Source organism: Gordonia sp. 852002-50395_SCH5434458 (genome assembly GCF_001665905.1).
Classification (GTDB): Bacteria; Actinomycetota; Actinomycetes; order Mycobacteriales; family Mycobacteriaceae; genus Gordonia; species Gordonia jacobaea.
The window spans coordinates 1-24,426 of the sequence record NZ_LZTC01000034.1 but is presented as its reverse complement, the minus strand read 5'-3'; the positions used below and the strand labels follow the sequence as shown (position 1 = coordinate 24,426).

Here is a 24,426-nt window from a genome sequence, read left to right as displayed (position 1 = left end):
GGTGAGGGCTCGACCAGCGGTGGGGGCTCGACCGGCGAGTGGGCGCTCGACCGGCGAGTGGGCGCTCGACCGGCGAGTGGGGTGGTCTCGACAAGCTCGACCAGCGGGGTTCACTCGACCAGCGGTGGGGGCTCGACCGGCGAGTGGGCGCTCAGCCGGCGGTGGGGTGGTCTCGACAAGCTCGACCAGCGTGTAGGCGCTCGGGCGGCGGGGGTCAGCCGCGGTAGCCCAGGCGGCGGCTGACCGTGTCGGCGGCGCGCACGACGCCCTCGGCGAGTTGGGGGGCGTCGGCGGGGTCGAGGCGGTAACGCGGGCCTGAGATGCTCAGCGCCGAGACCACGGCGCCTGTGCTGTCGCGGACCGGGGCGGCGAGGGCGACGAGCCCGACTTCGAGTTCTTCGTCAGCGAGCGCCCAGCCGCGGGCGGAGGAGGCTTCGAGGTCGGCGATGAGCTGATCGAGGTCAGTGATGGTGTTGTCGGTGAAACCGGGTAGTTCATCGGAGTAGAGCGTGCGCAGCTCTCGTTCGCTCAAGCCGGCGAGTAGCGCCTTGCCCGACGACGTGGCGTGCGCGGGCGACGGCTGGCCGATCCAGGTCTTCAACGCAACGCTTGACGACCCCTGCGACTCGACGACGTTGATGGCCTGCGCGGCGTTGAGGACCGCGAGATTGGTCGTCTCCCCGGTCTTCTTGGCCACGCCGTCGCAGACGTCCTGGCCGAGTTTCGCGAGATCCATTGTCGCGGTAGTCGATCCGGCGAGCCTCACCACCGTGAAGCCGATGCGATACTTGCGGCCACCCGGCGCCTGCTCGACAAAGCCGCGCGATTCCAGCGAGGCCACGATCCGAGAGACGGTCGACTTGTGGACTCCGAGAGCGACAGACAATTCGGTGATACCCGCAGCGCCTGCGTCGGCGATCAGCTCCATGATCTGCAGCGCGCGGTCGACGGACTGCACGGCGCCACCTGCGGTCTTGTCGTGGTCGTGTGCGTCGGTGGACATGATGCTCATGAGCCTACCTGTCGATTCCATTGGGTTGAGGCTGCCGGCCGCTTACCAAATCTGCACGTACACAATCCGGTCGTGAGCGGGCCGCCATCGAAATAATCTCCTCGGCCTCCCGCTGACGTACGACTTGTGTACGTACCAGGCGAACTCGACGCGGATGAGCGCTCATTGGCTTCCGTCCGCAGCCTTGATCAGGTCGGCGCACTTCTCGGCCATGGTCATCACCGTGATGTTCGGGTTCACGACGGGCAGTTTGGGCATGGCCGACGCGTCGACAACCCGCAAACCCGAAACGCCCTTGACCCGCAGCTCGGGATCGAGCACCGCCATCCGATCCGACGCCGCGCCCATCCTCGCGGTACCCGCGGGGTGGTAGACGGTGTTGTGCGTCTTGTGCATGTAGTCGATCAACTCGTCGTCGGTCACGGCGTCGAGCCCCGGCGCCAGCTCTCGAGATACCCACTCCGCCAACGGACTCTGCGCGCCGATCTCGCGCGCGAGTCGGATTCCCGCGAGCATCACCTGCTCGTCGTGGCCCTCGGGATCGGTGAAATAGCGCGGGTCAACCCGGGGCCGGTCGCGGAAGTCGCGCGACCGCAGTCGCACCGTTCCCCGGGAAAGACCTTGCGTCACATTCGGTGTGAGGCAGAACCCCGACTCCGTGGTGGGGTAGCCCCATCGGAGTGTGTTCATGTCGAACGGCACGCTGCCGTAGTGCATCATCAGATCAGAGTGGTCGAGGCCATCACGTGTCGTGGCGAAGAGGCCGATCTCCCACCACTGTGTCGACTCGGTGACCATCGCCTGCGACGCCTCCCAGAACACCAGACCCTCGACGTGGTCGTCGAGGTTCTCCCCGACGCCGGGCGAGTCGACACGCACCTCGACGCCGATCTCACGGAGGTGGTCGGCCGGCCCGATCCCGCTGAGCATCAACAACTTGGGAGTATCGATGGCGCCCGCGGTCACGATGACCTCGCGTCGTGCGTCGACGGTGTCGTATCCGCTGAGGTCTGGCCGCAGGAACGTAACGCCGGTGGCTCGCAAAGAGTCGTCGATGACGATCCCACTGACCCAACTGTCCGTCAGCACAGTCAGATTCGGCCGTTTGTCGAGGATCGGATGCAGGTAGGCGTGCGACGACGACATGCGTTCGCCGGCTTCATTGGCGTTGATCTGCAGCCAGCCAGCGGCATTGAGGTGCCATTCGTCGCGGTTGAATGCGACGGTGTCAAGGCCGAGCTTGGCGGCAGAATCCAAAACCGCCTGGCCGCAAGGATCATTCGGCGGCACATCGCGGAGTCGGACAGGGCCGTCGTGTCCGTGTGGATAGCCCTGGTACGTACCGTCGGCGACGTTGTTCTCCACGCGCGCGACGTAGGGTAGTACGGCTTCGGGCCCCCAACCGGTCGCGCCCATCGCCTCCCAGTCTCTCAACCCCTGTGCCAAGGGCCAGAAGGCGATACACGAGTTGTGCGACGAACATCCGCCCAGGACCTTTGCCCTGGCGTGTCGTAGGAAGCTATTGCCCTTCTCCTGCGGTTCGACGGGGTAGTCCCAGTCGTAGCCGGAGTCGAGTAGGTGCATCCAGTCGGCCAACACCAGGATCGCAGGGTCGTCGACGTCGCTCGGTCCGGCTTCGATCAGGCAGACAGTCACATTGGGATCTTCGGAAAGTCGCGCGGCAAGAACACATCCGGCGGTTCCACCGCCCGCGATCACGTAGTCGTAGGTGGTCACTGCGCGGCCTCCGTGGCGATATCGTTGGTACTCGAATGCGATGCCAGTACACCGATGTTTCGACGACCCACGGTGAAGTACCAGAGCAATCCGAGTCCGAGGATGATGCCGATATAGACGAACGCCCCCCACGTGTTGAACCACGGTGTGCCGTACACGGCCGAACGTGGCCAGGCCAGGTTGAGCGCCATTCCGATGCCCCAGACGACGGCCAGTAGGTTCACCGCCAGTCCCCACCGCCCCATCGTGAAATAGCCGCCCTCGGCGAGATCCTTCGGCGGCCACTCACCGCGAAAACGCTTGAGCAGCATGGGCATCGTGACCAAGAGATACGCGAGGTAGATCATGATGATCGCGATCGACGTCAGCACGGTGAAGATCTTCGGCTGACCGATGTTGATCACGAGTATCAGTATGGCGAGAATCCCGATGACGAAAGCGGGAATGACCGGGGTCTGTCGCTTCGGGTCGACTTTTGCCAGGTGGGAGCCGAAGGGCAGCGCGTTGTCGCGGGCCATCGCAAACATCAGCCGGATACCTGCCGTGTGCACCGCGAGTGAACAGACGACGACCGCGATGACGATGGCGACGAGGAAGATCTTGCCCAGCGGTCCCCACATCACGGATTCGACGATGTACTGCAGGCTTCCGTCGGGTTGTCCGAGCTTGGGATCGTCGAGGTCCGGGGCAGCCATGATCGCGAAGACGAGAATCGCACCGCCGATGACGAACGAGGCCAGAATTGCGCGCAGGATCGCTTTCGGCGCGGTGCGTCGTGGTTCGACGGTCTCCTCGCCGAGCGAACTGGCGGTGTCGAAGCCGTACATCACATAGCCCGACGCCAACGACGCGACGAGGAATGCGCCGAGGTAGCCGCCACTCTCGCCGGCCCCGTAACCATGTGTGGAGAAGAAGACCTGCGGACCCCGAGTCACGTTGCATGCCAGAATAACTGCGATGAGTACCGCTGCGATCAGCTCGACGAAGACGCCGACACTGTTGATCATCGCCATGAGCCGCACGCTCCACGCGTTGATGGCGGTGGTGATGGCCACCAGGATTGAGCCGAGGATCACCGCGTTGACCGCGTACGAAGTCGCGGTGGAACCGTCGCCGTAGATCTGGAAGCCGCTCCACAGTCTCGGCAGGTTGAGCTGCAATGCCAGCACGACGGCCGCCAGGGTGACGATCGATGCGGTGAGCATCAACCAGCCGGCCGACCATCCCACCAGCTGCGTGCCCAACCGCTTTGCCCAGTTGTACACCGACCCGGCGACCGGGTACTTCGCCGCTAGCTCCATGAAACACAGTGCGACGCAGAGCTGTCCGACGAAGACGATCGGCCACGACCACAGATAGGCGGGTCCCGCGGTCCCGAAGCCGAAGTAGAAGAGCTGGAAGGTTCCGGTCAGAATGGAGATGTAGCTGACGCCCGCGGCGAAGCTGGCGAACTTGCCGATACTACGGTCGAGTGACTGTTTGTATCCGAAGTCTTCGAGGCCGTCGGCCTCGGAAGCTGTTGTCGGCGTGGACTCTGTGGCCATTGTTCCTCATCGCGTGATCATTCCGGTCCGAACCACCGCGACGCCGACGGCGCGGTGTTGTGCCAGATGTGCTTTGTTTCTTGATATTCCGCTAGCCCGGTCGGGCCCAGTTCGCGTCCGTTGCCGGACTTGCCGAATCCTCCCCATTCGGCGGCTGGTGTGTAGTAGCCGAAGTCGTTGAGCCATACGGTCCCGTGCCGCAGACCGCGAACCATCCGTTCGCCCAGCGCGGCGTCGGAGGTGCGGACCCCAGCGGCCAGACCGTATTCGGTGTCGTTGCCGAGAGCGAGTGCCTGCTCCTCGGTCTCGAATCGTTCGACGGTGAGGATCGGCCCGAACGTCTCGTCGCGGACGATCGTCATCGATCGGTCGCAGTGGTCGAAGATGGTGGGGGAGAAGAAGTAGCCGCCGGGATCGAGATCGTCGCGATCTGGCCGTCCGCCGCCGCAACGCAGCACGGCGCCTTCGTCTTTCGCCGACGCCACGTAGGCGTGCATCTTGTCGAGCTGTGCTTGGGATACCAGAGGGCCGGTCTCGCTCGTCGGATCGAGCCCGTCACCCATACGAATGGTGCAAGCGCGCACGACGAGCGCGTCGACGAAGTCGTCGGCGATGGACGACTGCACGATGAGCCGTGTCCCTGACGAGCACACCTGACCCGAGTGTAGAAACACCCCGGTGAGTACCTGGTCGACAGACGATTCCCAGTCGGCATCGTCGAAGACGATGTGCGGGTTCTTTCCTCCGAGTTCGACGGCAACCTTGGTGACGTGCTTGGCTGCGGTCTCGGAGATCACGATGCCGGTCTGCAGGCCGCCGGTGAACGAGATGAAGTCGACGTCGGGGTTGTCGGTGAGTGCTTGACCGAGAACGGCACCGGAACCCTGCACCAGGTTGAGTACGCCGGCGGGGACTCCGGCCTCTTCGCACAGCCTGACGAACGCGATCGTCGAAAGGGGAGTCACCTCACTGGGTTTGGCGACCATGGTGCAACCCGCAGCGAGTGCGGGCGCGATCTTCCACGAGATCTGCAGAAGCGGATAGTTCCAGGGCGCGATGAGAACACAGACCCCGATCGGTTCGCGGATCACGCGGCTGATGACGGCGGGGTTGCCGACGTCGACGACCCGATCGGCAGACGTCTCGACGAGTGAGGCGTAGTAGCGGAAGACCGATTCGACATCGTCGATGTCGATCTCGCTCTCCGCCAACGTCTTTCCGGTGTCGAGTGTCTCGATGTACGCGAGGTCTGCTTTGTCGCGGACCAACAGGTCGGCGATGCGGCGTAGAAGTGCGGCCCGCTCGGCGACCGGCGTCGATGACCACTCGCCGGCGTCGAACGTTGTGCGCGCAGCGGTGACGGCGGCAGTCGCGTCGTCGGCGCTCGCCTCGTCGACAGAGATGAACTCGGTTCCGTTCGCAGGGTTGATCAGCGCGCGGACGCCGCCGTCGGAGGCGGCGCGCCACGTGCCGTCGATGTAGAGCTGATGGTCGCCGATCAGCCCCGCGAGCGGTTGGGTCATTCGGTTCTCTTGCCTTCCGTGGTTTTCTTGTCTTCCGTTGCGGGCGGGATGGTTTCGACGGTGTCGTTGACGAACGGTGCGATGGGGTCGCCGGTCTCCGGGTCGAGCACCGCGAACTCGCTGGTCTCGATTTTGACAGCCTCCTCGCGGATGTGCTCGTCGACGCGGTCGGACAGCAGGCCACGAGCGACGATCAACGGGTCGCGGCGCAGATCCATGTACAGCGACACACACATGCCGACCATCACCAACACGAACGGCAGCGCGGCGATGATCGCCATCTGTTTGATGCCGGTGAGTCCGTCGTCGCCGCTGACGGCCAGCAGCACTGCGGCGACCGCACCGGTGGACACACCCCAGAAGATGGTGATCCATCTACTCGGTTCCGGGGTGCCCCGCTGCGAGAGAGTACCCATCACCAACGACGCCGAATCCGCGCCGGAGACAAAGAAGATGGCGACCAAGATCATGACGAGGGCGGAGGCAATCGCTGTCCACGGCATGTTGGCCAGGACGTCGAACAGCGTGTCTTCGCTGGCGCTGGTGGCGGGGTCGAAAGCCAGTTTGCCGTCGGTGAATTCACGTATGGCTGATCCGCCGAAAATGCAGAACCACAACAGTGACACCACGGTTGGCACGATCATCACGCCGACAACGAACTCGCGGATGGTGCGGCCCTTGGAGATCTTCGCGAGGAACATTCCGACGAAGGGGGTCCACGACACCCACCACGCCCAGTAGAAGATGGTCCACGACGCCAGCCAGCTCTCGCCGTCGGCGTCGACTGTCGCGCCCGACCGTGCGGAGAAACCGAGGGCGTCGTTGGCGTAGGCGCCCATTGTGGTGGGCAGGAGATTGAGGATGAACACGGTTGGGCCGACGACGAATACGAAGACCGCGAGGATCAGCGCCAGCACCATGTTGATGTTCGACAGCCACTGGATTCCCTTGGCGATACCCGACACTGCCGACGCGACGAATGCGGCGGTCAGCACCGCGATGATCGCGACGAGAACCATGGTCGACGGGTTCTTCACCCAACCGACCTTGTCCAAGCCCGAACCGATCTGCAGCGCGCCGAGTCCCAGTGACGCGACGGTGCCGAACAGCGTCGCGAAGATCGCAAGGATGTCGATGATCTTGCCGACCGGGCCGTTCACCGAATTGCCAAGCAGCGGAGCGAAAACTGCGCTCATGAGCTGGCTACGGCCAAGACGGTAGGTGGAGTATGCGATTGCGAGACCGACCACAGCGTACATGGCCCACGGGTGAAATCCCCAGTGGAACATGGTGGTTGCCATTGCGACCTGCACGTCGCGAGCCGAGTATCCCGGCGGTGCCTCGACGAAGTGGAACAGCGGCTCGTATGCGCCGAAGAACATCAGGCCGATGCCCATGCCGGCGCTGAACATCATCGCGATCCAGCTCACGGTGCGGTACTCGGGCTTGTCGCCGTCCTTGCCGAGCGGGATGCGCCCGTACTTGCTCAGGGCGAGCCAGACCGCGAAGATCACGAAACCGGTTGCTGTGAGGATGAACAGCCAGCCGAGGTTGCCGGTGATCCAGTCGAGGACGGTCGACGAGACGGACGTGAGATTGTGGGGCTTGACCAGACCCCAGATCAGAAACGCGATGATCAGTGCTGCCGTCACACCGAACACCACCGGGTCGAGTGTGTAGCGTTTCCGCACATCATTCATGTTCGCCATAGCGCCTCTTTTCGCAGGTAGCGGTGGACACTTACTGCTTGATTCGAGCCATCTCGGGGTCGACCACCGGATCCGAGATCACTAAGGCACCATACGACGTGCGCAAGTAATCGACCTCAACGGCCGTGAGATCGGGCAGGTCCGAAGGCAGCCACGCGTACGCCAGACACGCGCCGACCGTCGGCGACCACCCTGCGCTCGTGACGTATCCGACGACGTTCCCGTCGACGGTGACGGGCTCCTTCCCGAGCACCACGGCTGCGGGGTCGTCGAACTTGATCGTGCGCAGGCGTGATGTGCATTTCCGCTGGTCCAGAGCCTTCTTCCCGACGAAGTCTTGCTTCGACGACTTCACGGCGAAGCTGAGCCCGGCCGCAGCCGGGGTGTGCTCGGTCGTCATGTCGGTGCCGGCGGATCGGTAGCCCTTCTCGATGCGCAGTGCGTTGAACGCGATCCGGCCCGCGGCGATGATGCGGTACTCGGCACCCGCCGCCATGAGGAGGTCCCACAAACCGCGGCCGTACTCGGCGTCGGCGTAGATCTCCCAGCCGAGCTCACCGACGTAGGAGACCCGCATGAGAGTCACAGGCACGGACCCGATGGTCGTCTGAACGCAGCGGAAGTACTTCAGGCCGTCGTTCGTGAGGTCGGTTGGCGTCAGCGGTGCGAGGACGTCGCGGGCGGATGGCCCCCAGAGTCCGATGCAGCAGGTCGCGCCGGTGATGTCTCGGAGCGTGACGCTGCGGTCGGCGGGAAGATGTCGCGACATCCAGTCGAAGTCGATCGGCCCGTTGGCCCCGACCTGGAACAGATCAGCACCGAGTCGGGCGACCGTCAGATCCGACCGCACGCCGCCTGCGTCGTCGAGCATGAGCGTGTACGTGATCGAGCCGATCGACTTGTCGACGTTGTTGGTGGTCAGTCGTTGCAGGTAGTCCGCGGCTCCGGGACCGCTGACCTCATATCGGGTCAGCGGTGTCATGTCGTACATCGCGACATGACTGCGAGTCCACGCCGCTTCTGCGACCGAGATCGGAGACCAGTTGCGCGCGGACCAGTTGTCGCGTTGCGGGATCTGCATGCCACCGGCGACGAGTTCGTCGAGTATCGCCTGATTGGCCTCGAACCACGCCGGACGCTCCCACAGATTCGCGACCCAGAACTCTGCGCCCAGAGCGGCTTGCCGGTCGTAGAACGGGCTGGTGCGTACGCCTCGTGGAGCGGCAACCTGATCGTGTGGGTGGATGATGTCGTACACCTCGACGAACGACTGCGAACTCGTCGTGAGGATGTAGTCGTCTGTGAGAGCGGCGTTTTCGAACCGGTAGAGATCGAACTCGTGGGTGTCGACGGCGGGTGTGCCGTCGACCATCCACTCGGCGACGGTGCGCGCGATGCCCGCGGAGTGCGTGACCCACACCGCCTCGGCGACCCAGAATCCCTTGAGGTCGCGGTGTTCTCCGACGACCGAGTGCCCGTCGGGGGTGAACGAGAAGATCCCGTTGAATCCGTCGTCGATCTTTCCCGTTGCGAGTTCCGGTATGAGCGTGATGGTTTGGTCCCAGGCTTCGGCGAAATCGTCTGGCGTGAACATCAGTTTCGACGGCATCTCCTCGAGCGAGACTGTCGAGTCGTAGTCGAGCGCGTTGACGTCGCTCGGCATGGGGCGATGGCCGTAGTAGCCGATGCCGAGGCGGTCACCGTGCTCGCGGTAGTAGAGGTCGTGGTCCTGATGGCGCAGGATTGGCAGCGAAGCCTCTGCGACAACAGAATTGGCGCCGTGTCGAGATTCCAGCGGCGTGGTGTACGCGTACTGATGTGCCATCGGAACGAGGGGGATGGTGAGTCCGACGCGACGGCCGAACTCTCTTCCCCAGAAACCCGTGCAGCACACCACGATGTCGGCGTCGACGACTCCGGTTGCGGTGCGGACGCCACGTACCTCACCGTTCTCTTCGACGACGTCGATCACCTCTGTGTGCGGAACGAACCGTGCCCCACGTGAGATCGCCCGCGTCGCTTGGGCTTCTGCTGCCCGCAGCGCTTTCGCCAGACCATCGCGCGGCGTGAAGAAACCGCCGACGATCTGGCCCGGGTCGAGCAGGGGGTGGCGTTCGAGACACTCTGCGGGAGAGAGCAGCTCATGTTCGACGCCGCGCGAGGCCGCCCAGCCTGCCTTTCGGTGGAGGTCGTCCAGGCGGGCCTCGGTGGTGGCCACCTCGAGCCCTCCGACGTGACTGAAACACCAGCCGTCGGGGTGCTCGAGTGCGGAGAACTTCTCGAGGGTGTAGCTCGCGAGCTCGGTCATCGTCTTCGACGGATTGGTCGCGAACACGAGACCCGGTGCGTGCGAGGTCGATCCACCGGTGGCGAAGAGCGGCCCGCGGTCGAGGACCGTCACGTCGGTCCAACCGCGCGCAGTGAGCTCGTCGGCCAGCGAGGTGCCGACGATGCCTGCGCCGACGATGACGACTTTGGGAGTGGGCATGGGGTTCCTTTGGTGGGGGGTGGTCTCGACAAGCTCGACCAGCGGGTTGGGCTCGACCAGCGGTTGGGGCGCTCGACCAGCGGGTGGGGCTCGACCGGCGGCGGGGCGGGCTAGCTGAACACCACGGTGCTGGTTCCGTTCATGAGCACGCGGTTCTCGCTGTGCCAGCGGACGGCGCGGGAGAGCGCCAAGGCCTCGGCGTCGCTGCCGACCGTGGCGAGCCTGCGTGGGTCGTGGGTGTGATCGATGCGGATCACCTCCTGTTCGATGATGGGACCTTCGTCGAGATCTGCGGTCACGTAATGCGCTGTCGCACCGACGTACTTGACTCCGCGTTGATGGGCCTGGTGATAAGGCTTGGCGCCCTTGAAGCCCGGGAGGAACGAGTGGTGGATGTTGATCGCCCTGCCGCGCAGCTTCGCGCAGGTCTCGTCGGAGAGGATCTGCATGTATCGGGCGAGGACGACGAGATCGGCGTCGAACTCGTCGACCGTTGCCAGAAGTCGCGCCTCGGCGTCGGCCTTGGTGTCCGGCGACACGGGCAGATGCCGGAACGGAAGTCCGGCCGAGGTGGCCATCGGCTCCAGATCGCTGTGATTGGATACGACAGCGACCAGCTCACCTCCGAGTGTCCCTGCGCGCCAACGAAAGATCAGGTCGTTGAGGCAGTGACCGAGCTTGGAGACCATGACCACGATCCGCGCGGGCGTGCGATCGTGGATCTCGAATTCGGCGTCGATCCCGGTGGCTAGATGTTCGAACGCGCGGGTCACGTCGTCGGCGCTCGATTGGCGAGCGGACGCGAATTCCGTTCGTACGAAGAGGGTATGCGTCGTCGGATCGTCGAACTGTCGATGGTCGATGACCTCGCAGCCGTGACTGAACAGGAACGACGAGATCGCATGCATGATCCCGCCGCGGGAGGGACACCGCAGGGTGAGCGTGAAAGTCGAGGGCATGAGCGGTCTTTCAGGTTAGGGGTTCGTGTCAGTTGGAGTCGGGACCACATACTCGGCCGCGGCGTCGACGAGCCAGTCAGCGAGGTAGTCGGCGAACGAGGAGCGCACGAAGAGTGTGTACGAGTCGTCGGGTTGGTCGCGGTGGATCACGACGCCGGTCTGGGCGAACAGGGTCGAGATTGCGCGGTCGGGTGGAAACGCGTTGTCGGACAGATCAACTGCGCAGCCGTGGGCCAGGATCGTGCGAGCGCGGGGTCCGCCGAGGACGAGCCGGGTGCGCTGCGACGTCGCATCCATGACGTAAGCGTTGTCGCCTGCGCGGGACACGACGTCGTCGAAGAATGCGTGGCCTGTCACGCCCTCGCGATAGAGCAGCCACTCGGTGGGGCCGAGCCAGACTGCGACCTCACCGTCGCGGCGTCGTAGTTCGCAGACGCCTGGCAGCTCGAGGCGTGAAATGGCATCGACGTCGGAGGTACGGACAATCGACTGTGCCACTGGCTTTTCAGCGAGTTGGACTGTGGGCGCGAGCGCGTCGAATGCCACCTGTCGGCCGCTCAGCGGCAAGCGCGGTGCGAGCGAGATGTCAGCCATCGCGACGGGTTCCTTCCTGGTCGACGAATACCGGTGACGTGACCTCGACTTCGACGAGGCGGTCTCCGAAGGGCACCGAAAGCCGTGAGCCGACCAGATCCCGGCCGCCCTTCACGAGTGCCAGAGCGAACGGTCGCCCGAGCTCGGCACTGAGGTAGCTGGAGGTGACGTGCCCGAGCATCGGAACGGGTGGCGGTGGCAGCGTGCCGCTCGGACTGTGCGCGATGATCTGCGATCCCTCCGGCAACACCGTCGACGCATCGGTCGGAAGTAGCCCGATGAAATGCTTGCGCAACGGATCACGGTCGGAGACGCGGGCGAACGAGCGCTTTCCGATGAAGTCGGACTTCTTCTTCGACACCACCCAACTCATGCCGAGATCGTGCGGCGTGACCGTTCCGTCGGTGTCCTGGCCGATGATCGGATACCCCTTCTCGGCGCGCAACACGTGCATGGTCTCGGTTCCGTACGGCGTGATCTCGTAGCGTTCACCGGCGTCGAGGAGTGCACACCACACATCGAGTGCGTACTCCGCGGCAACGTTGACCTCGAAGGCGAGCTCGCCGGAGAAGCTGACGCGCCCGATACGGATCGGAACGCCGTCGAGAGTGGTGTCGCGCCAGTCCATGAAGCCGAACGCGCCGTTGCTCACGTCGAGGTCACCGAACACGGCACCCACGACGTCCCGAGATCGCGGTCCCACGACGGGGAACGTGGCGACGTGATCGGTCAGCGAGGTGGTGAACACTTGCAGCTCCGGCCATTCGGTCTGGTGCCACTCCTCCATCCAGTCGAGGATGGCCGCCGCATTTCCGGTGGTGGTGTAGACGGTGTAGCGGTCGTCCGCGATGCGCATGACGGTGCCGTCGTCCTTGACCATGCCGTCGGGGCCACACATCACGCCGTAACGAATCTTGCCGACCGCAAGTGTGCTCATCATGTTCGTGTAGAGCATGTCGAGGAATGCGGGGGCGTCACGTCCCGCGACATCGATGACACCGAGCGTCGAACCGTCGAGGATGCCGACTCCCGAACGGACAGCGGCACATTCACGGAGCACAGCCGATGCCATGTCTTCGCCGCCGCGTGGATAGAAGCGTGGACGCTTCCACTGGCCGACGTCCTCGAACACCGCCCCGCGCTCACTGTGCCACTCGTGCAACGCGGTTCGTCGAACCGGGTCGTAGCGATCGCCTCGGTCGCGACCTGCCAAGGCGGCGAACGACACCGGGGTGTACGGCGGACGGAACGTCGTGGTTCCGGTGTCGGTGACGTCGACGCCGAGCAACTCCGCGACGATGCCCGAAGCGACGATGCCAGACGTCTTGCCCTGATCGTGTGCCGTGCCGATCGTGGTGTAGCGCTTGACATGCTCCACAGACGTCATCCCGGCGCCGACGGCACGCTCGACGTCGGTGACCGTGGCATCTCGCTGGAGATCGACAAACGATGTCGCAGCGTCGGATTCGGCAACTCGCCAACACACTTCTGTCGCGGCCGGGGTGCGTTCACCGACGTGCGGAATGGCTCGGAACTCGGGTGCCACGACGCCGAGCGCGCGCACTGCTGATAGCCCTGCTCGACGCCCGTCGGCCAGACACGATGGCGTGGTGAGCATTCCGGCTGCCGCGCCCGCGATCTCAGTGGTCGGTAGCGTTCCCGTGGGTAGAAAGGCTGCGGCTGAGGCGTCGAAGGTCAGCGGACCGCGCAGTTGACTCCACAGGTGCGCAGCGGGATTCCAGCCTCCTGAGACCAGCACGGTGTCGCAGTCGAGTGACGTGCCATCCCGGAGGCGCACACCCGCTACCGAATCGGTGCCGAGAGCCCCGACCACGGCGTCGTCGACACGCAGTGAGATCCCGAGGGCTGCAGCCTGTTCGGCGAGATCGGTCGACACGGTGGCGCGCACGTCGACGATCGCACGGACCTCGACTCCTTCCTGCGCCAACGCGAACGCGGCGTCGTATGCGGCGTCGCAGGCGGTGAAGACGACAGCGCTGGCGCCGACGAGCACTGCGTATCGGCGGAGGTAGTCGGCCGCCGCACCGGCAAGCATGACACCGGGTAGGTCGTTGTTGCCGAAGATGATCGGACGTTCGTGTGCGCCGGCGGCTATGACGATGTGTCGGGCACGGATTCGATGAATGCGCTGCCGCGAGATGTGCTGTGGTGCGTCCGTTCCCAGATGGTCGGTGCGACGTTCGACAGCGAGTACGAACCCGTCGTCGTATGCACCGAACGCGGTGGTGCGGTTCAGTCGGGTGGTGGTGGGCAGTGAGTCGAACTCGGTGATGGCGTCGGCTACCCAGGGCGCCCACGGTGTTGCGCCGCCGGGCTCGGCGCGCTCGTCGAGGAGCAGGACCTGTAGGCCTGCGCGGGCGGCGATCAGTGACGCCATGAGGCCTGCGGGTCCGGCGCCGACGACGAGCAGGTCGGGATGGTGGTGCAGCGAGTCGTAGCGGGCGGTGTCGACGTCGAATGACAAGCGGCCCAGTCCCGGCACGCCGTGCGCGACGAGGCCGGCGCACAGCTCGACTGTGGTCGCGGGAACCATCGGTTCGCTGTAGGGAGCGTCGACACCGATCTGCGCGGTGGCATCGTCGGCCCACGATCCCGTGACACCACGCGAGCGATGAAGTATCACGCTGCTGGTGATCGAGCGAACTCCGTTGGCCAGCAATGCCGATGCCAGTGAGTCGCCTGCGTAACCGGTGTACGTGGCACCGTCGAAGACGAAGTCGATGGGGGTATCGCGATCGACACGTCCGCCGGAGGGGGCGCGGAAGGTCTGAGTCATCGGGAGGTCTCCTCGGACGGTGCCGGCACGATCGCGTAGGTGACGGTGTCGCGCTGGACGGTGAACCACTGCCGACAACCTGCGCTGTGGCACCAGCGCTCTGTCAGTGCACCTTTCGGGTTGGGGCGGAAAAACAGATAGCGTGCCCACGCGGCGTCGTCGAGGTCGGCGGGACGGTCGGGGTAGGCGACGCCCGCGGCGGCACCGTAGTGGAACTCGACTTCTTCGCGTGGCCCGCAGTGCGGGCAGGTGATGAGCTGCAACGGATCTCCTGGTACTCAGTGGCTGCGGTGTCGGTGGCGGGGTATCAGCGGCGCGGTGTCAGTGTTTCAGTGCGCTACCGCTGCGGCGCCGTGTTCGTCGATGAGCTCGCCGGTGGTGAAGCGCTCGATGGTGAACGGCGCGTTGATCGGATGTGGTGCACCGGTCGCGACGGTATGCGCGAGGCACCAACCGACGGCTGGTGTTGCCTTGAAACCGCCTGTGCCCCAGCCGCAGTTGAGGAACAGATTGTCGTACGGCGTGGCGCCGAGGATCGGTGAGGCGTCGGGGGTGACGTCGACGATGCCCGCCCATGTCCTTAGCAGCCTGGCTCGACCGAAGATCGGGAACAGTTCGACGGCCGCCGCCATCTGGCGTTCGATGATGTGGAAAGCGCCACGCTGGCCGTACCCGTTGTACGAGTCGACGCCCGCTCCCATCACCAGCTCGCCCTTGTGTGCCTGCGAGACGTACACGTGTACCGCGTTGGACATCACGACGGTGGGGTGCACGGGCTCGAGGAGTTCGGAGACGAGAGCCTGCAACGGGTGACTCTGCAGCGGAAGGTCGATGCCGAGCGGGTCGGCGAGCGTCGAAGTGTGGCCTGCGGCGCACAGTGCCACGGTGCCTGCCCCGATTCGCCCGCGGCTGGTGTTGACCGCGGTGATCTTGCCCGCGTCGGTCTCGAACCCGAGGACCTCGCAGTTCTGGATGATGTCGACGCCGGCGTCGCTTGCGCTGCGCGCGAATCCCCATGCGACCCAATCGTGCTTCGCGATCCCTCCGCGCGGCTGAAATGTGGCACCCAGGACTGGATAGCGGATGTCGGCGGAGGTGTTGACGATCGGGCAGACCTCGGCGACCTGCTTGGGGTCGAGCCATTCGGCATCGATTCCGTTGAGCCGGTTGGCTTCTACTCGGCGGATCGAATCACGGACGTCCTGCTCGGTGTGCGCGAGGTTGAGCACTCCGCGCTGGCTGAACAGGATCGGATACCCGAGCTCGTCCTCGAGTCCCTCCCAGAGCTTGAGGGAATGCTCGTAGATCGCGGCGCTCTCGTCCCACAGGTAGTTGGAGCGAATCAGCGTCGTGTTGCGTGCCATGTTGCCGCCCGCGAGCCAACCACGCTCGAGCACAGCGACATTGGTGATCCCATGATTGCGTGCCAGATAGTGGGCGGTGGCGAGGCCGTGGCCGCCGCCGCCGACGATCACCACGTCGTAGTGGGGCACGGGATCGGGGTTGCGCCAGAGGAAGTCTGGATGGGGGCTGGTCATGGGGTCCTCACAGATCGATCACGACGGGCGAGAGTGGTTCGGAGCAGCAGAGCAGGATCTTGCCCTGCTCGATTTCGCGGCGGTGGATTCCGCCCTGATGGTTCATCACGACGTCGCCCGAGGTCTTGGTCACCTTGCACGAGCCACACAGGCCGACACCGCAGGACGACGGAAGCGTGACTCCTGCAGCCGCGGCGGCGGCGAGGATCGTCGTACCGGTGCCGACGTGGATACGGCGTGCGCGGCGGGTGAAGTCGACGCTGACGCCGTCGGAGGCAGCGCCGTCGTCGCTGGTTGGCAACCGAAAGCCGAAGCTCTCCTCGTGAATTCGCGTCAGCGAACCGCCGGAGGCGACGAGAGCCGAACGGACACCCGCACGGAACTGGCCTGGGCCGCAGAGGAAGACCTCCCTCTCGGCGAGATCGGGGCAGATGCGGGCGAGGGCTGCGGCGTCGAGTCGGCCACGATGCCCCGACCACGCGGCGCCCGAATCGTCGTCGGTGAGGCGTGTGCAGGCAAAGGCGACAGCGACTTTGGGGTGCGTGACGGCGAGGTCGTCGAGCTCGGTGCGGAACGGGATGTCGTCGAGCGTGCGGGCGCTGTGGATGAAGACGATGTCGGGGCTGGTATCGGTGTCGGAATCGGTGGCGGCCCGCAGCATCGACATCACCGGGGTGATGCCGCTGCCGGCGGAGATCAACAGGAGCTTGGTTGCGGCCTTGTCGATGTAGCTGAACCGGCCGAGTGGCCCGGACGCGGTGATGGTTCGACCTTCAGACATGTTGTCGTGCAACCAGTTCGACACGTGCCCACCGACTTTACGTTTCACCGAGATCGACAGGGTGTCCGGGCGGGTGGGCGACGACGAAATCGAGTAGCACCGTTCGACGACCCGCCCATCGATCTCTATTCCGACGGACAAGAACTGCCCTGGGTTGAACACGAACGTGTACGGCTCGACTGCGCGAAAGGTGAACGTCGCCATGTCGCGGGTGAGTTCGGTGCGGTCGACGCACACGAGGAGGTGGTCGGTGCTCATCACGCGCTCTCGGCAATCTGATCGGGTGTGGCGTCAGCGTCGAGTCCGAGGTTGACGCGCAGCCGTGTGATGTACCAGTTGATGAACGCCTCGACCTGGAACTCTGACGGTCCGTACGGACCGGGAACGTAGGCGGGATCGGCGATGCCCCGGTGCGCGAGCCGGACCAGGTCGGCGTCCTGCTGGTTGGTGATCTCCCAGACCCCGGTGAGTCGATCGAGGTCGTAGTCGACGCCCTCGACTGCCGCGGCGTTGACCAGCCAGGTGGTGCGCACGAGCGTCTCGTCGGGCCGAATCGGTATGACGGAGAACAACACTGCGTGATCGCTGGTCACGTGCAACCACATGTTCGGTTGCAGGTGCATCGAGAGGCGGCCGAGTCGGCGGTCGGGTAGGTCGTCGGAGAGCGGGCGTGTGCACGCGGAGGTTCCGTCGAGTGTGAACGACTCGCCCGCGAGATCCATTGCTTCCCGCTCGATGTGGAAACCCGTTGGGCGGGAGTCGAGTTGGGCGATGCGCCGATAGGGAAGGCCGAAGCGGGTCCACGTGTCGGTGAGTTCCGCGGTGGCGCGTCGATAACGTTCCACGACAGCGGTGAGTCGGTCTGGGATGGCGTCGGAGTCGCTGTAGCCCCAGGTCGGGAAGAAGACGTTCAGGAGTTCCGGATGGCCGCCGCAGTGGTAGCACTCGCGGTTGTTCTCCATTGCGAGCTTCCAGTTTCCGTTCTCGACGAGATCGGTCTGCTTGGCGACCTTGGCCTCCGCGAGTCGGTGAGGCGCGAGATACGGTTCGACGATGCGCGCGACGTCGTCGATGTCGGTGGGCGGGTCGTCGGCGAGGCAGATGAGGACGAGGCCGGCGATGGTGCGGACTGCGACGGAGCGGAGCGAGAAGCAGCGCTTGTCGAAGTCGGGTGCCTGGGCCTCGGCGTACATGAGGCGGCCGTCGGTGCCGTAGGTCCACGAGTGGTACGAGCAGACAATGGTGCCGGTCGAGCCGTTTGCCTGCGTGATCAGGCGCGCCCCGCGGTGGCGACAGACGTTGTGGTGGGCGCGGACGTTGCCGAGGTTGTCACGCGTGACGATGACCGATCGCGTTCCGAACTCGACGGTGACGTAGTCGCCGGGCTCCGCGATCTCGGCTTCGGCGGCGACGAAGATCCACTGCTTGGCGAAGATCTCGTCAAGATCGACGTCGAACCACTTCTGATCGACGTAGCACTGGCCCGGGAGGCTTTCGCTGACGACACGCGTGTCGATCAGGGTGCACATGGCCGGGTCGGCTCGGTGTGCGGTCGACCGCGCATTCTGCTGGGGCGGGTCAGTGTGCATCGGCCATCGAAGTCTCTCTTGGCGGCGTATGGGATCGCGGTGGCAGGCGTGCGGGGGTCAGCGGCGACCCTTGCATTGCTAGTTGCGTATAACGCAACGACAAGCAACTGATGCAACAAGTGTGAATGCTCGGGTTGCGTCTGTCAATCGGACGCAAGGAGGGGTCTGGCGACGATTCAGGGCGATGCGCAATCCATGTCGGGTTGGCCCGAATTGACCGGTGTGGGTCATTGACCTGCGGATATGACATCCCCGCCAATGAGGAGGTGATGTTAGCCTTCCCTAAGTCTCGATTGGTTGGCCGTCGAATTCGACGCCCGGAAACTCGAAGGAATTGCCGTGAAGGTGTGTGTGGTTGGTGCGGGCCCGTGTGGTCTGACGACGATCAAGCAATTGCGCGACGAGGGGCACGACGTCGTCTGCTTCGACAAGAACACGGACTTCGGTGGCCTGTGGCTGCGCCACGAGGGCGATGGCGAGCAGATGAAGGCCTACGACAACCTCATGCTCACGATCTCGATGAAACTCATGGCCTACTCGGATCACCCCTTTGCCGACGGCCGCGTGTTCTACACGCGCGCGCAGTATCTGGAGTACTTGCGCGAGTACGCGGCCCGATTCGGTCTCGCCGACAGCATCACGTTCGGTTCAGAGGTCACCGATATCCGGCGCGACGACCGGGGCTGGACGGTGACGGTCTCACGCGGGAGCGCGACGTCGTCGGAGAGCTTTGACGCGGTAGCCGTCTGCTCCGGCCCCTTCAAGACACCCAACCGCGCGATCGCGGGGCTCGAGGGTTTCACCGGGGAGGTCGTGCACTCGTCGGAGTACCGCAACAGCGACCGGTTTGCCGGAAAGCGGGTTCTGATTGTCGGAATGGCCGAATCCGGTGCAGACCTCGTGCGCGAAATCGGTGATGTGGCAACGGAATGCACTCTTGCGATCCGCTCCTACACCTACCTGTTGCCGCGTGTGTTCAACCGTACGAGGACGACCGACAACGGAACCGTCCGTGCGCATGCGCATGAGATGTGCAGGAGGTCGGCGGAGTATCCGTTCGTGCTCGACTCCGCATGGGGCCGCAACTCGGTGATCAAGGCGCTGTTCCTGGCGATGTCGGTGGTGCTGGGTGTGTTCACCACTGCGGCAGGTGTAGTGCGGGCGTACGCGGGCAGGGCGCCGGGAGGTCGGCGCACCGTCGAGCCCGACGTGAATCCTCTCGGCCAGCCGATGGAGCCTGCGAAGATCGACGTGGACACCCTCGACAACGAGGCCAACTGGGACATGATTCGCACCTGGAATCGACGGTCGCATCCCGACGGTAGCTGGGCGCAGCGGGCGATCTTCTGCAAGAACGTCAGCTTCATCCCGAGTCTCGTCGACGGACGAGTAGCGTTGAACGACAGTGGAATTGCAGGCTCCGACGGTTCGACGGTGCGCTTCCGTGACGAGAGCTCGGCGGAGTTCGACGCGATCGTGCTGTGCACCGGCTTCACCACCGAGAAGCTGTCGATCGGCGATCTGCAGGTGAAGGACGGCAACGTGCGCAACCTCTACAAGCACTTCCTGCACCCCGAACACGACGGCACCGCGGCGTTCATCGGATTCGTCCGGCCGTTCTCGGGTGGCATCCCGATCTGCGCGGAGATGCAGGCGCGGTACTTCGCGCAGTTGTGCAGCGGAAAGCTCGCCGCGCCGTCGAACATCGACGAACGCATCGGTCGCGAAAAGGAGTGGGAAGAGCACTGGACTGCGCTGAGTCCTGGCCACACGGAGGCGATTCCGTCGCAGGTGCTGTACCTGGACGCACTCGCCGGCGAGATCGGTTGCCTGGTGCCCGCCTGGCGAATGATGGTGAATCCCAAGCTGTTTATCCAGTTGTGGTTCGGGAGTTTCAACCAGTCGTGCTATCGCATCGTCGGGCCGCACAGGCTCGGGAAGGCAGCGCTCGATGACCTGTACTCCGAGACCGTCGAAAACCGTTGGCAGATGGCCGGTCAGCTAGCGCTGCTGCAGCTGATGCCCAAGCGCGTGCACCCGAAGCATCTGATCTGAAAAGTTGTGTGGGACACACGGGTACAAAAATGCCCCCGTGTGTCCCACGCAACTGCGGCGCGGAACCTAGCTCAGCGGCAGTTCGGCCACAAAGCTGCTGGTCGGAGTCGTCGAACCGCCGGGCGGCTCGACGGTGAACGCCAGCGACTTCGCGTTTCCGATGTGGGGGATCACCGCGGTGGTCGACGGGGCAACGTCCTTGTCGGTCATGGTGCCCGCCGACGTCGCGCCCTCGGGGCCGACCAGCCACATCTGGTAGACGGTTCCGGACTTGGGTGGCGGGACGTCGTTCATGACGAGCACGCCCGCGTCTGCGCTCTCGGAGTATGCGACGGTCGCGCGGCCGGTGGCGACCGAACCCGACGAGGTGCGGATGTCCTTGGCGTCGAACACCTGCTGCGCGGTGGTCTGCTGAGGCTCGTTGTCGGACGAGAGATTGGCGCCGACGACCCAGCCGACGGCTCCGATCGCGACGGCCACGATCGCCGCGGCCGCGAGGTAGAGGATGCGACGGTTGCGTGGGGTGGTCTCGACTCGGCCCTCCGCTGGCGCTCCGGACCGGCTCGACCAGCGAGAAAGGTCCGCCGGTGCTCCGGTCTGGCGGGAGGGGTCTGCAGCTCCCGCCTCGTGGGAGGGGGTCACTGCCGACAGACCCGCGGGCCGGTGCGACGGTGCGTCGTCCTGGGGCTCGGTGCGGATGAGGTGCAGCAGGCGGTCGCGCAGTTCTGGTGGCGGAGCCGCGGATGTGGTGGAGCTGACCGAGGCCATCGCCTCGCGGGTGAGTCGGACGTCGCGGTCGAAGGCGGCGCGGTCGGTGTCCGACGCCTTCGCGCGGCGTCGGGCAACCGAGTCGCGCTCGGCCGCGCCGAGTGCGTCGAGGCCGAGCATCGGTGCAAGACTGACGAGGTTGTCGTCCGAAGGTGCTGGGGTAGTGGGATTTTCGTCAGACATCACGATCTCCGAGGCATGAGCGGAGGCGAGCCATTCCGTCGCGGATACGGCTCTTGATGGTGGGGAGAGCCACCGACAGTCGCTCGGCGACCTCGCGATAGGTGAGCCCCTCGTAGTAGGCGAGGCCGATCGATTCGCGCTGGACGTCGGTCAGCGTCTCGAGGCAGCCGCGGACCTGAGAGCTCGTCTCCCGTTTGTCGACGGCCTCGCTGACCTCGTCGAACGTCGAGGTGTAGTCCTGTGCTCCGTAGTTCTCCTCGCGGCGGCTGCTCGCGGTCTCCGATCGCACACGGTCGACGGCGCGGCGGTGTGCCAGGGTGATCAGCCAGCTCAGCGCCGAGCCGAGGTCGGCGCGGAACGTCGACGCAGATCGCCAGACCTGCAGGTAGACCTCCTGCGTGGTCTCCTCGCTGTAGCCGGGGTCGCGCAGAACACGCAGCACCATGCCGTAGACGCGATGGCTGGTGAGGTCGTAGAACTCGGCGAATGCGAGCTCGTCTCCCGAAGCGATCTTCTCCAGAAGTGCGGGCAGCCGGTCGCCGGCATCGTGGTCAGCGGTCACCGACAGGCCTCTGCGTTCATCGCAGTTCACCCTAATTGGCGACGTGCCGACCCTCAACCACACCTGAGTCTTGCGTCCGGCAGAACTCGGCGACCAGGCCGAACTCGTCGACCGGGCTGGAGGTGTTGGGGCTGCGAGCAGGGCGGTCATGGCGCGTGGCCCTGACTACCCGCCCCCTCACGCGTCTTCGGCGGTAGAGGGAAGAAGTACGACGTGCGCTGCTGGTACTCGGGGTAGCCGTCGCGTTTGCTCATCGACTGCTCGAGGAGACGCGCGCCGGTTGCGAACACCAGGAAGTAGGTCATCACCACGGGCGAGAGCACGGTCAGAACTCCGGGCCATGCCGACGCGGCGATGAGCCACATGCCCCACCACACGGCGGAGTCGCCGAAGTAGTTGGGGTGACGCGTCCATGCCCAGAGCCCGCGGTCCATGATCTTGCCCTTGTTGGACGGATCGGATTTGAACGACGTCATCTGCGCGTCGCCGATCGCCTCGAACGAGATGCCGATGGCCCAGAGCACGACACCCGCGATCAGCACGATCCACCAGATTCCGTGCGTCGCGTGCGTGACCGCGGAGACCTGCAGCGGCAGCGACACGAACCACTGTGCAGCCCCCTGGGTTCCGAAGATCTTGCGAATCACGCGCTCGGCCGAGGGGTTCTCGCCGAGGACCTTTGCATAGCGTGGGTCTTCACCCTTGCCGCGAACCTTGCCCAGCATGTGCCAGGTCAGTCGCAGACCCCACACCGTGACGGCGACGGCCAGAATCCATCGTCGGGTGATGTCGCCGCCACCGAGAATCAGTGCGATCCAGCCGATCCCGACGAATCCGAATCCCCAGATGACGTCGACGACGTTGTAGTGCCCAAGACGACGTCCCACCGCAAACGTGATGGCCTGCAGGACAACGATGAACAGCAACGACGCTCCGGTGACCACGCCGAAGCCCGCCCACCCGGTCAGTCCTGTCATGAGTCGGTGCTCCCGGCGGAGTCGTCATCACGGGTGAAGACGAGTTGATGCACGTCGAGGTATCCAGCGCGAAATCCCGCCTCGGAGTAGGCGAGATAGAACTGCCACATCCGCATGAACGTCGAATCGAAACCGAGGGATTCGACGTCGGCGCGGCGAGCGGTGAAGCGTTCGCGCCACAGTCGCAATGTCTCGGCGTAGTGATGGCCCATGGACAGGTTGTCGCGCAGGCGAAGTCGGGTGTGCTCTGCGGTGACGTCGCGCAGTGCGGGCAGAGAGGTGAGCTGCCCGCCGGGGAAGATGTACTTGTGCACCCAGGTATAGGTGTTCCGCGAGGCGCGCATCCTGTCGTGGGGCATGGTGATGGCCTGGATGGCGACGCGGCCTCCGGGCGCGAGCACCCGATCGATCGTCGAAAAGTAGATGGGCCAATACTTTTCGCCGACGGCCTCGATCATCTCGACGGAAACCACGGCGTCATAGGTACCTGTGACGCTGCGGTAGTCGAGCAGGTCGATCTGCACACGGTCGGCGAAGCCCGCCTCGTCGACGCGCTGCATCGCGAGCTCGCGCTGCTCGCTCGAGAGAGTTACCGATCGCACGGTGGCTCCTCGTGCTGCAGCCCGCAGGCATAGCTCGCCCCAGCCGGTTCCGATCTCGAGGACGCGCGAGCCTGGGCCGACACCCGCCGCATCGAGCAGGCGATCGACCTTGCGGCGCTGGGCATCTGCGAGGTCGTCGAATCCGGCCTGGGAGGTTGGTTTGGGAGTCTTCGCGGCGTCTGCGTCGAGGGACGGGTCGTCGAACAGGGCGCTCGAGTAGGTCATCGTCTCGTCGAGGAAGGTCGCGAAGAGGTCGTTGGAGAGATCGTAGTGTCGCGCGATGTTGCTGCGCGTGTTGGCGGCGGTGTTCTCCTCGTCGGCGGGATGTCGGGGTAGGACGAGTGCGCGCAGGGTTTGCAGGGGCTTCGGGACGAGCCGGGCGACTCGTTCGGCGAAGGGGGTGAGGACACCGACGAGGTCGTCGGTGGTCCAGTCGCCCGCCATAAAGGCCTCACCGAATCCGATCAGACCGCCCGAGCCGACGCGACGTGAGAACGCGACCGGGCGACGAACGATCATGCGCGGCAACACCGAATCGGTCTTGCTTCCGCGACGTGAGCCGTCGGGGAACTCGATGCGGACTCCGATTCCGGTGGTCGCGTGTCGGAAGAGCCACGCTGCGGCGCGACCACGGACTCGTGCGGCCGCGCCGGTGGGTACGTCCGCGACGTCAGGCCAGCGGCGAGCGTCGGCCGCGGTGAGGTCGGTGTCGAGCGCGGGCGGCGGGGTGTCATGCGAGTCGGAGTCGGTGGTGGGACTACTCATCGGTGACCTTTCGGGTGGGGGTGGTCTCGACTCGGCTACTCGCTGCGCTCGTGGCCGGCTCGACCAGCGGTTGAAGGCTGCTCGGTGGGCTCGTGGTGGGCTCGGTCGGCGTGGTGGTCTCGACAAGCTCGACCAGCGAGGGTTGAGGCTCGGCCGGTGGGGTGGGCTCGACCAGCGGTTCCGTGGGCTCGGCCGACGGTGGGGTGGTCTCTTATACACATCTGACGCTGCCGACGATCGCAT

At 65.0% G+C, this 24,426-nt stretch carries 19 protein-coding genes; 2 read left to right on the top strand and 17 right to left on the bottom strand.

All coding sequences use genetic code 11. The annotated features are described in order from the left end of the window. Positions 1-214: 214 nt before the first annotated feature. From A5785_RS06465 to A5785_RS06405, 13 genes are all read right to left on the bottom strand, one after another. Positions 215-1,012 carry an IclR family transcriptional regulator gene (locus A5785_RS06465; protein WP_197494424.1) on the bottom strand — a complete coding sequence of 266 codons (798 nt, stop codon included), beginning with the start codon at positions 1,010-1,012 and terminating at the stop codon, positions 215-217. Positions 1,013-1,174: 162 nt separating this feature from the next. Then, on the bottom strand, positions 1,175-2,749 hold the full coding sequence (locus tag A5785_RS06460) for a GMC family oxidoreductase (protein WP_064865338.1): 1,575 nt from the start codon (positions 2,747-2,749) through the stop codon (positions 1,175-1,177). Further along, positions 2,746-4,293: an APC family permease gene (locus A5785_RS06455; protein ID WP_064865335.1), complete on the bottom strand. Its 1,548-nt coding sequence runs from the start codon at positions 4,291-4,293 to the stop codon at positions 2,746-2,748. The genes A5785_RS06460 and A5785_RS06455 overlap by 4 nt, the downstream gene beginning before the upstream one ends. 17 nt (positions 4,294-4,310) lie before the next feature. After that, the gene (locus A5785_RS06450) at positions 4,311-5,816 is read right to left on the bottom strand and encodes an aldehyde dehydrogenase family protein (RefSeq protein ID WP_064865332.1); all 1,506 of its coding nucleotides are present in this window, start codon (positions 5,814-5,816) and stop codon (positions 4,311-4,313) included. Beyond that, the gene (locus A5785_RS06445) at positions 5,813-7,525 is read right to left on the bottom strand and encodes a BCCT family transporter (protein WP_049700283.1); all 1,713 of its coding nucleotides are present in this window, start codon (positions 7,523-7,525) and stop codon (positions 5,813-5,815) included. Before A5785_RS06445 ends, A5785_RS06450 begins: the two co-directional genes overlap by 4 nt. A 31-nt stretch (positions 7,526-7,556) precedes the next feature. Next, positions 7,557-10,013: a GcvT family protein gene (locus A5785_RS06440; protein WP_064865328.1), complete on the bottom strand. Its 2,457-nt coding sequence runs from the start codon at positions 10,011-10,013 to the stop codon at positions 7,557-7,559. Positions 10,014-10,123: 110 nt separating this feature from the next. Continuing rightward, complete coding sequence (purU, locus tag A5785_RS06435; RefSeq protein WP_064865325.1) at positions 10,124-10,972, bottom strand: formyltetrahydrofolate deformylase; 849 nt, start codon at positions 10,970-10,972, stop codon at positions 10,124-10,126. 15 nt (positions 10,973-10,987) lie between these two features. Further along, on the bottom strand, positions 10,988-11,566 hold the full coding sequence (locus A5785_RS06430; RefSeq protein WP_064865322.1) for a sarcosine oxidase subunit gamma: 579 nt from the start codon (positions 11,564-11,566) through the stop codon (positions 10,988-10,990). After that, on the bottom strand, positions 11,559-14,363 hold the full coding sequence (locus A5785_RS06425; protein WP_064865317.1) for a 2Fe-2S iron-sulfur cluster-binding protein: 2,805 nt from the start codon (positions 14,361-14,363) through the stop codon (positions 11,559-11,561). Before A5785_RS06425 ends, A5785_RS06430 begins: the two co-directional genes overlap by 8 nt. Then, complete coding sequence (locus A5785_RS06420; protein WP_064865314.1) at positions 14,360-14,626, bottom strand: sarcosine oxidase subunit delta; 267 nt, start codon at positions 14,624-14,626, stop codon at positions 14,360-14,362. The genes A5785_RS06425 and A5785_RS06420 overlap by 4 nt, the downstream gene beginning before the upstream one ends. A gap of 66 nt (positions 14,627-14,692) precedes the next feature. Next, positions 14,693-15,901: a sarcosine oxidase subunit beta family protein gene (locus A5785_RS06415; RefSeq protein WP_064865312.1), complete on the bottom strand. Its 1,209-nt coding sequence runs from the start codon at positions 15,899-15,901 to the stop codon at positions 14,693-14,695. 7 nt (positions 15,902-15,908) lie between these two features. Then, entirely contained in the window at positions 15,909-16,940 is a 1,032-nt protein-coding gene (locus tag A5785_RS06410; protein ID WP_064865309.1) for a hybrid-cluster NAD(P)-dependent oxidoreductase, read from the bottom strand. After that, positions 16,940-18,211 carry an aromatic ring-hydroxylating oxygenase subunit alpha gene (locus tag A5785_RS06405; RefSeq protein ID WP_197494425.1) on the bottom strand — a complete coding sequence of 424 codons (1,272 nt, stop codon included), beginning with the start codon at positions 18,209-18,211 and terminating at the stop codon, positions 16,940-16,942. Before A5785_RS06405 ends, A5785_RS06410 begins: the two co-directional genes overlap by 1 nt. 399 nt (positions 18,212-18,610) lie before the next feature. On the opposite strand from A5785_RS06405, the gene A5785_RS06400 reads away from it, so the two are divergent. Next, positions 18,611-20,326, top strand: a complete 1,716-nt coding sequence (locus tag A5785_RS06400) for a flavin-containing monooxygenase (RefSeq protein WP_064865341.1) — start codon at positions 18,611-18,613, stop codon at positions 20,324-20,326. A 66-nt stretch (positions 20,327-20,392) separates the two neighbouring features. Here the strand turns inward: A5785_RS06400 and A5785_RS06395 are convergent, their stop codons facing one another. The 4 genes from A5785_RS06395 to A5785_RS06380 form a co-directional block, all read right to left on the bottom strand. Next, positions 20,393-21,277, bottom strand: a complete 885-nt coding sequence (locus tag A5785_RS06395; protein ID WP_049700329.1) for an anti-sigma factor — start codon at positions 21,275-21,277, stop codon at positions 20,393-20,395. After that, positions 21,270-21,839, bottom strand: coding sequence for an ECF RNA polymerase sigma factor SigK (sigK, locus tag A5785_RS06390; RefSeq protein WP_005207638.1), 570 nt, complete (start codon positions 21,837-21,839; stop codon positions 21,270-21,272). Before sigK ends, A5785_RS06395 begins: the two co-directional genes overlap by 8 nt. A gap of 146 nt (positions 21,840-21,985) precedes the next feature. Further along, on the bottom strand, positions 21,986-22,816 hold the full coding sequence (locus tag A5785_RS06385) for a DUF1295 domain-containing protein (RefSeq protein WP_049700273.1): 831 nt from the start codon (positions 22,814-22,816) through the stop codon (positions 21,986-21,988). Continuing rightward, positions 22,813-24,183, bottom strand: a complete 1,371-nt coding sequence (locus A5785_RS06380) for an SAM-dependent methyltransferase (protein ID WP_064865303.1) — start codon at positions 24,181-24,183, stop codon at positions 22,813-22,815. Before A5785_RS06380 ends, A5785_RS06385 begins: the two co-directional genes overlap by 4 nt. On the opposite strand from A5785_RS06380, the gene A5785_RS23640 reads away from it, so the two are divergent. Beyond that, the coding region (locus A5785_RS23640) for a hypothetical protein (RefSeq protein ID WP_231895440.1) at positions 24,170-24,426 on the top strand (257 nt) is incomplete at its 3' end. The two genes, A5785_RS06380 and A5785_RS23640, sit on opposite strands and share 14 nt — an antisense overlap.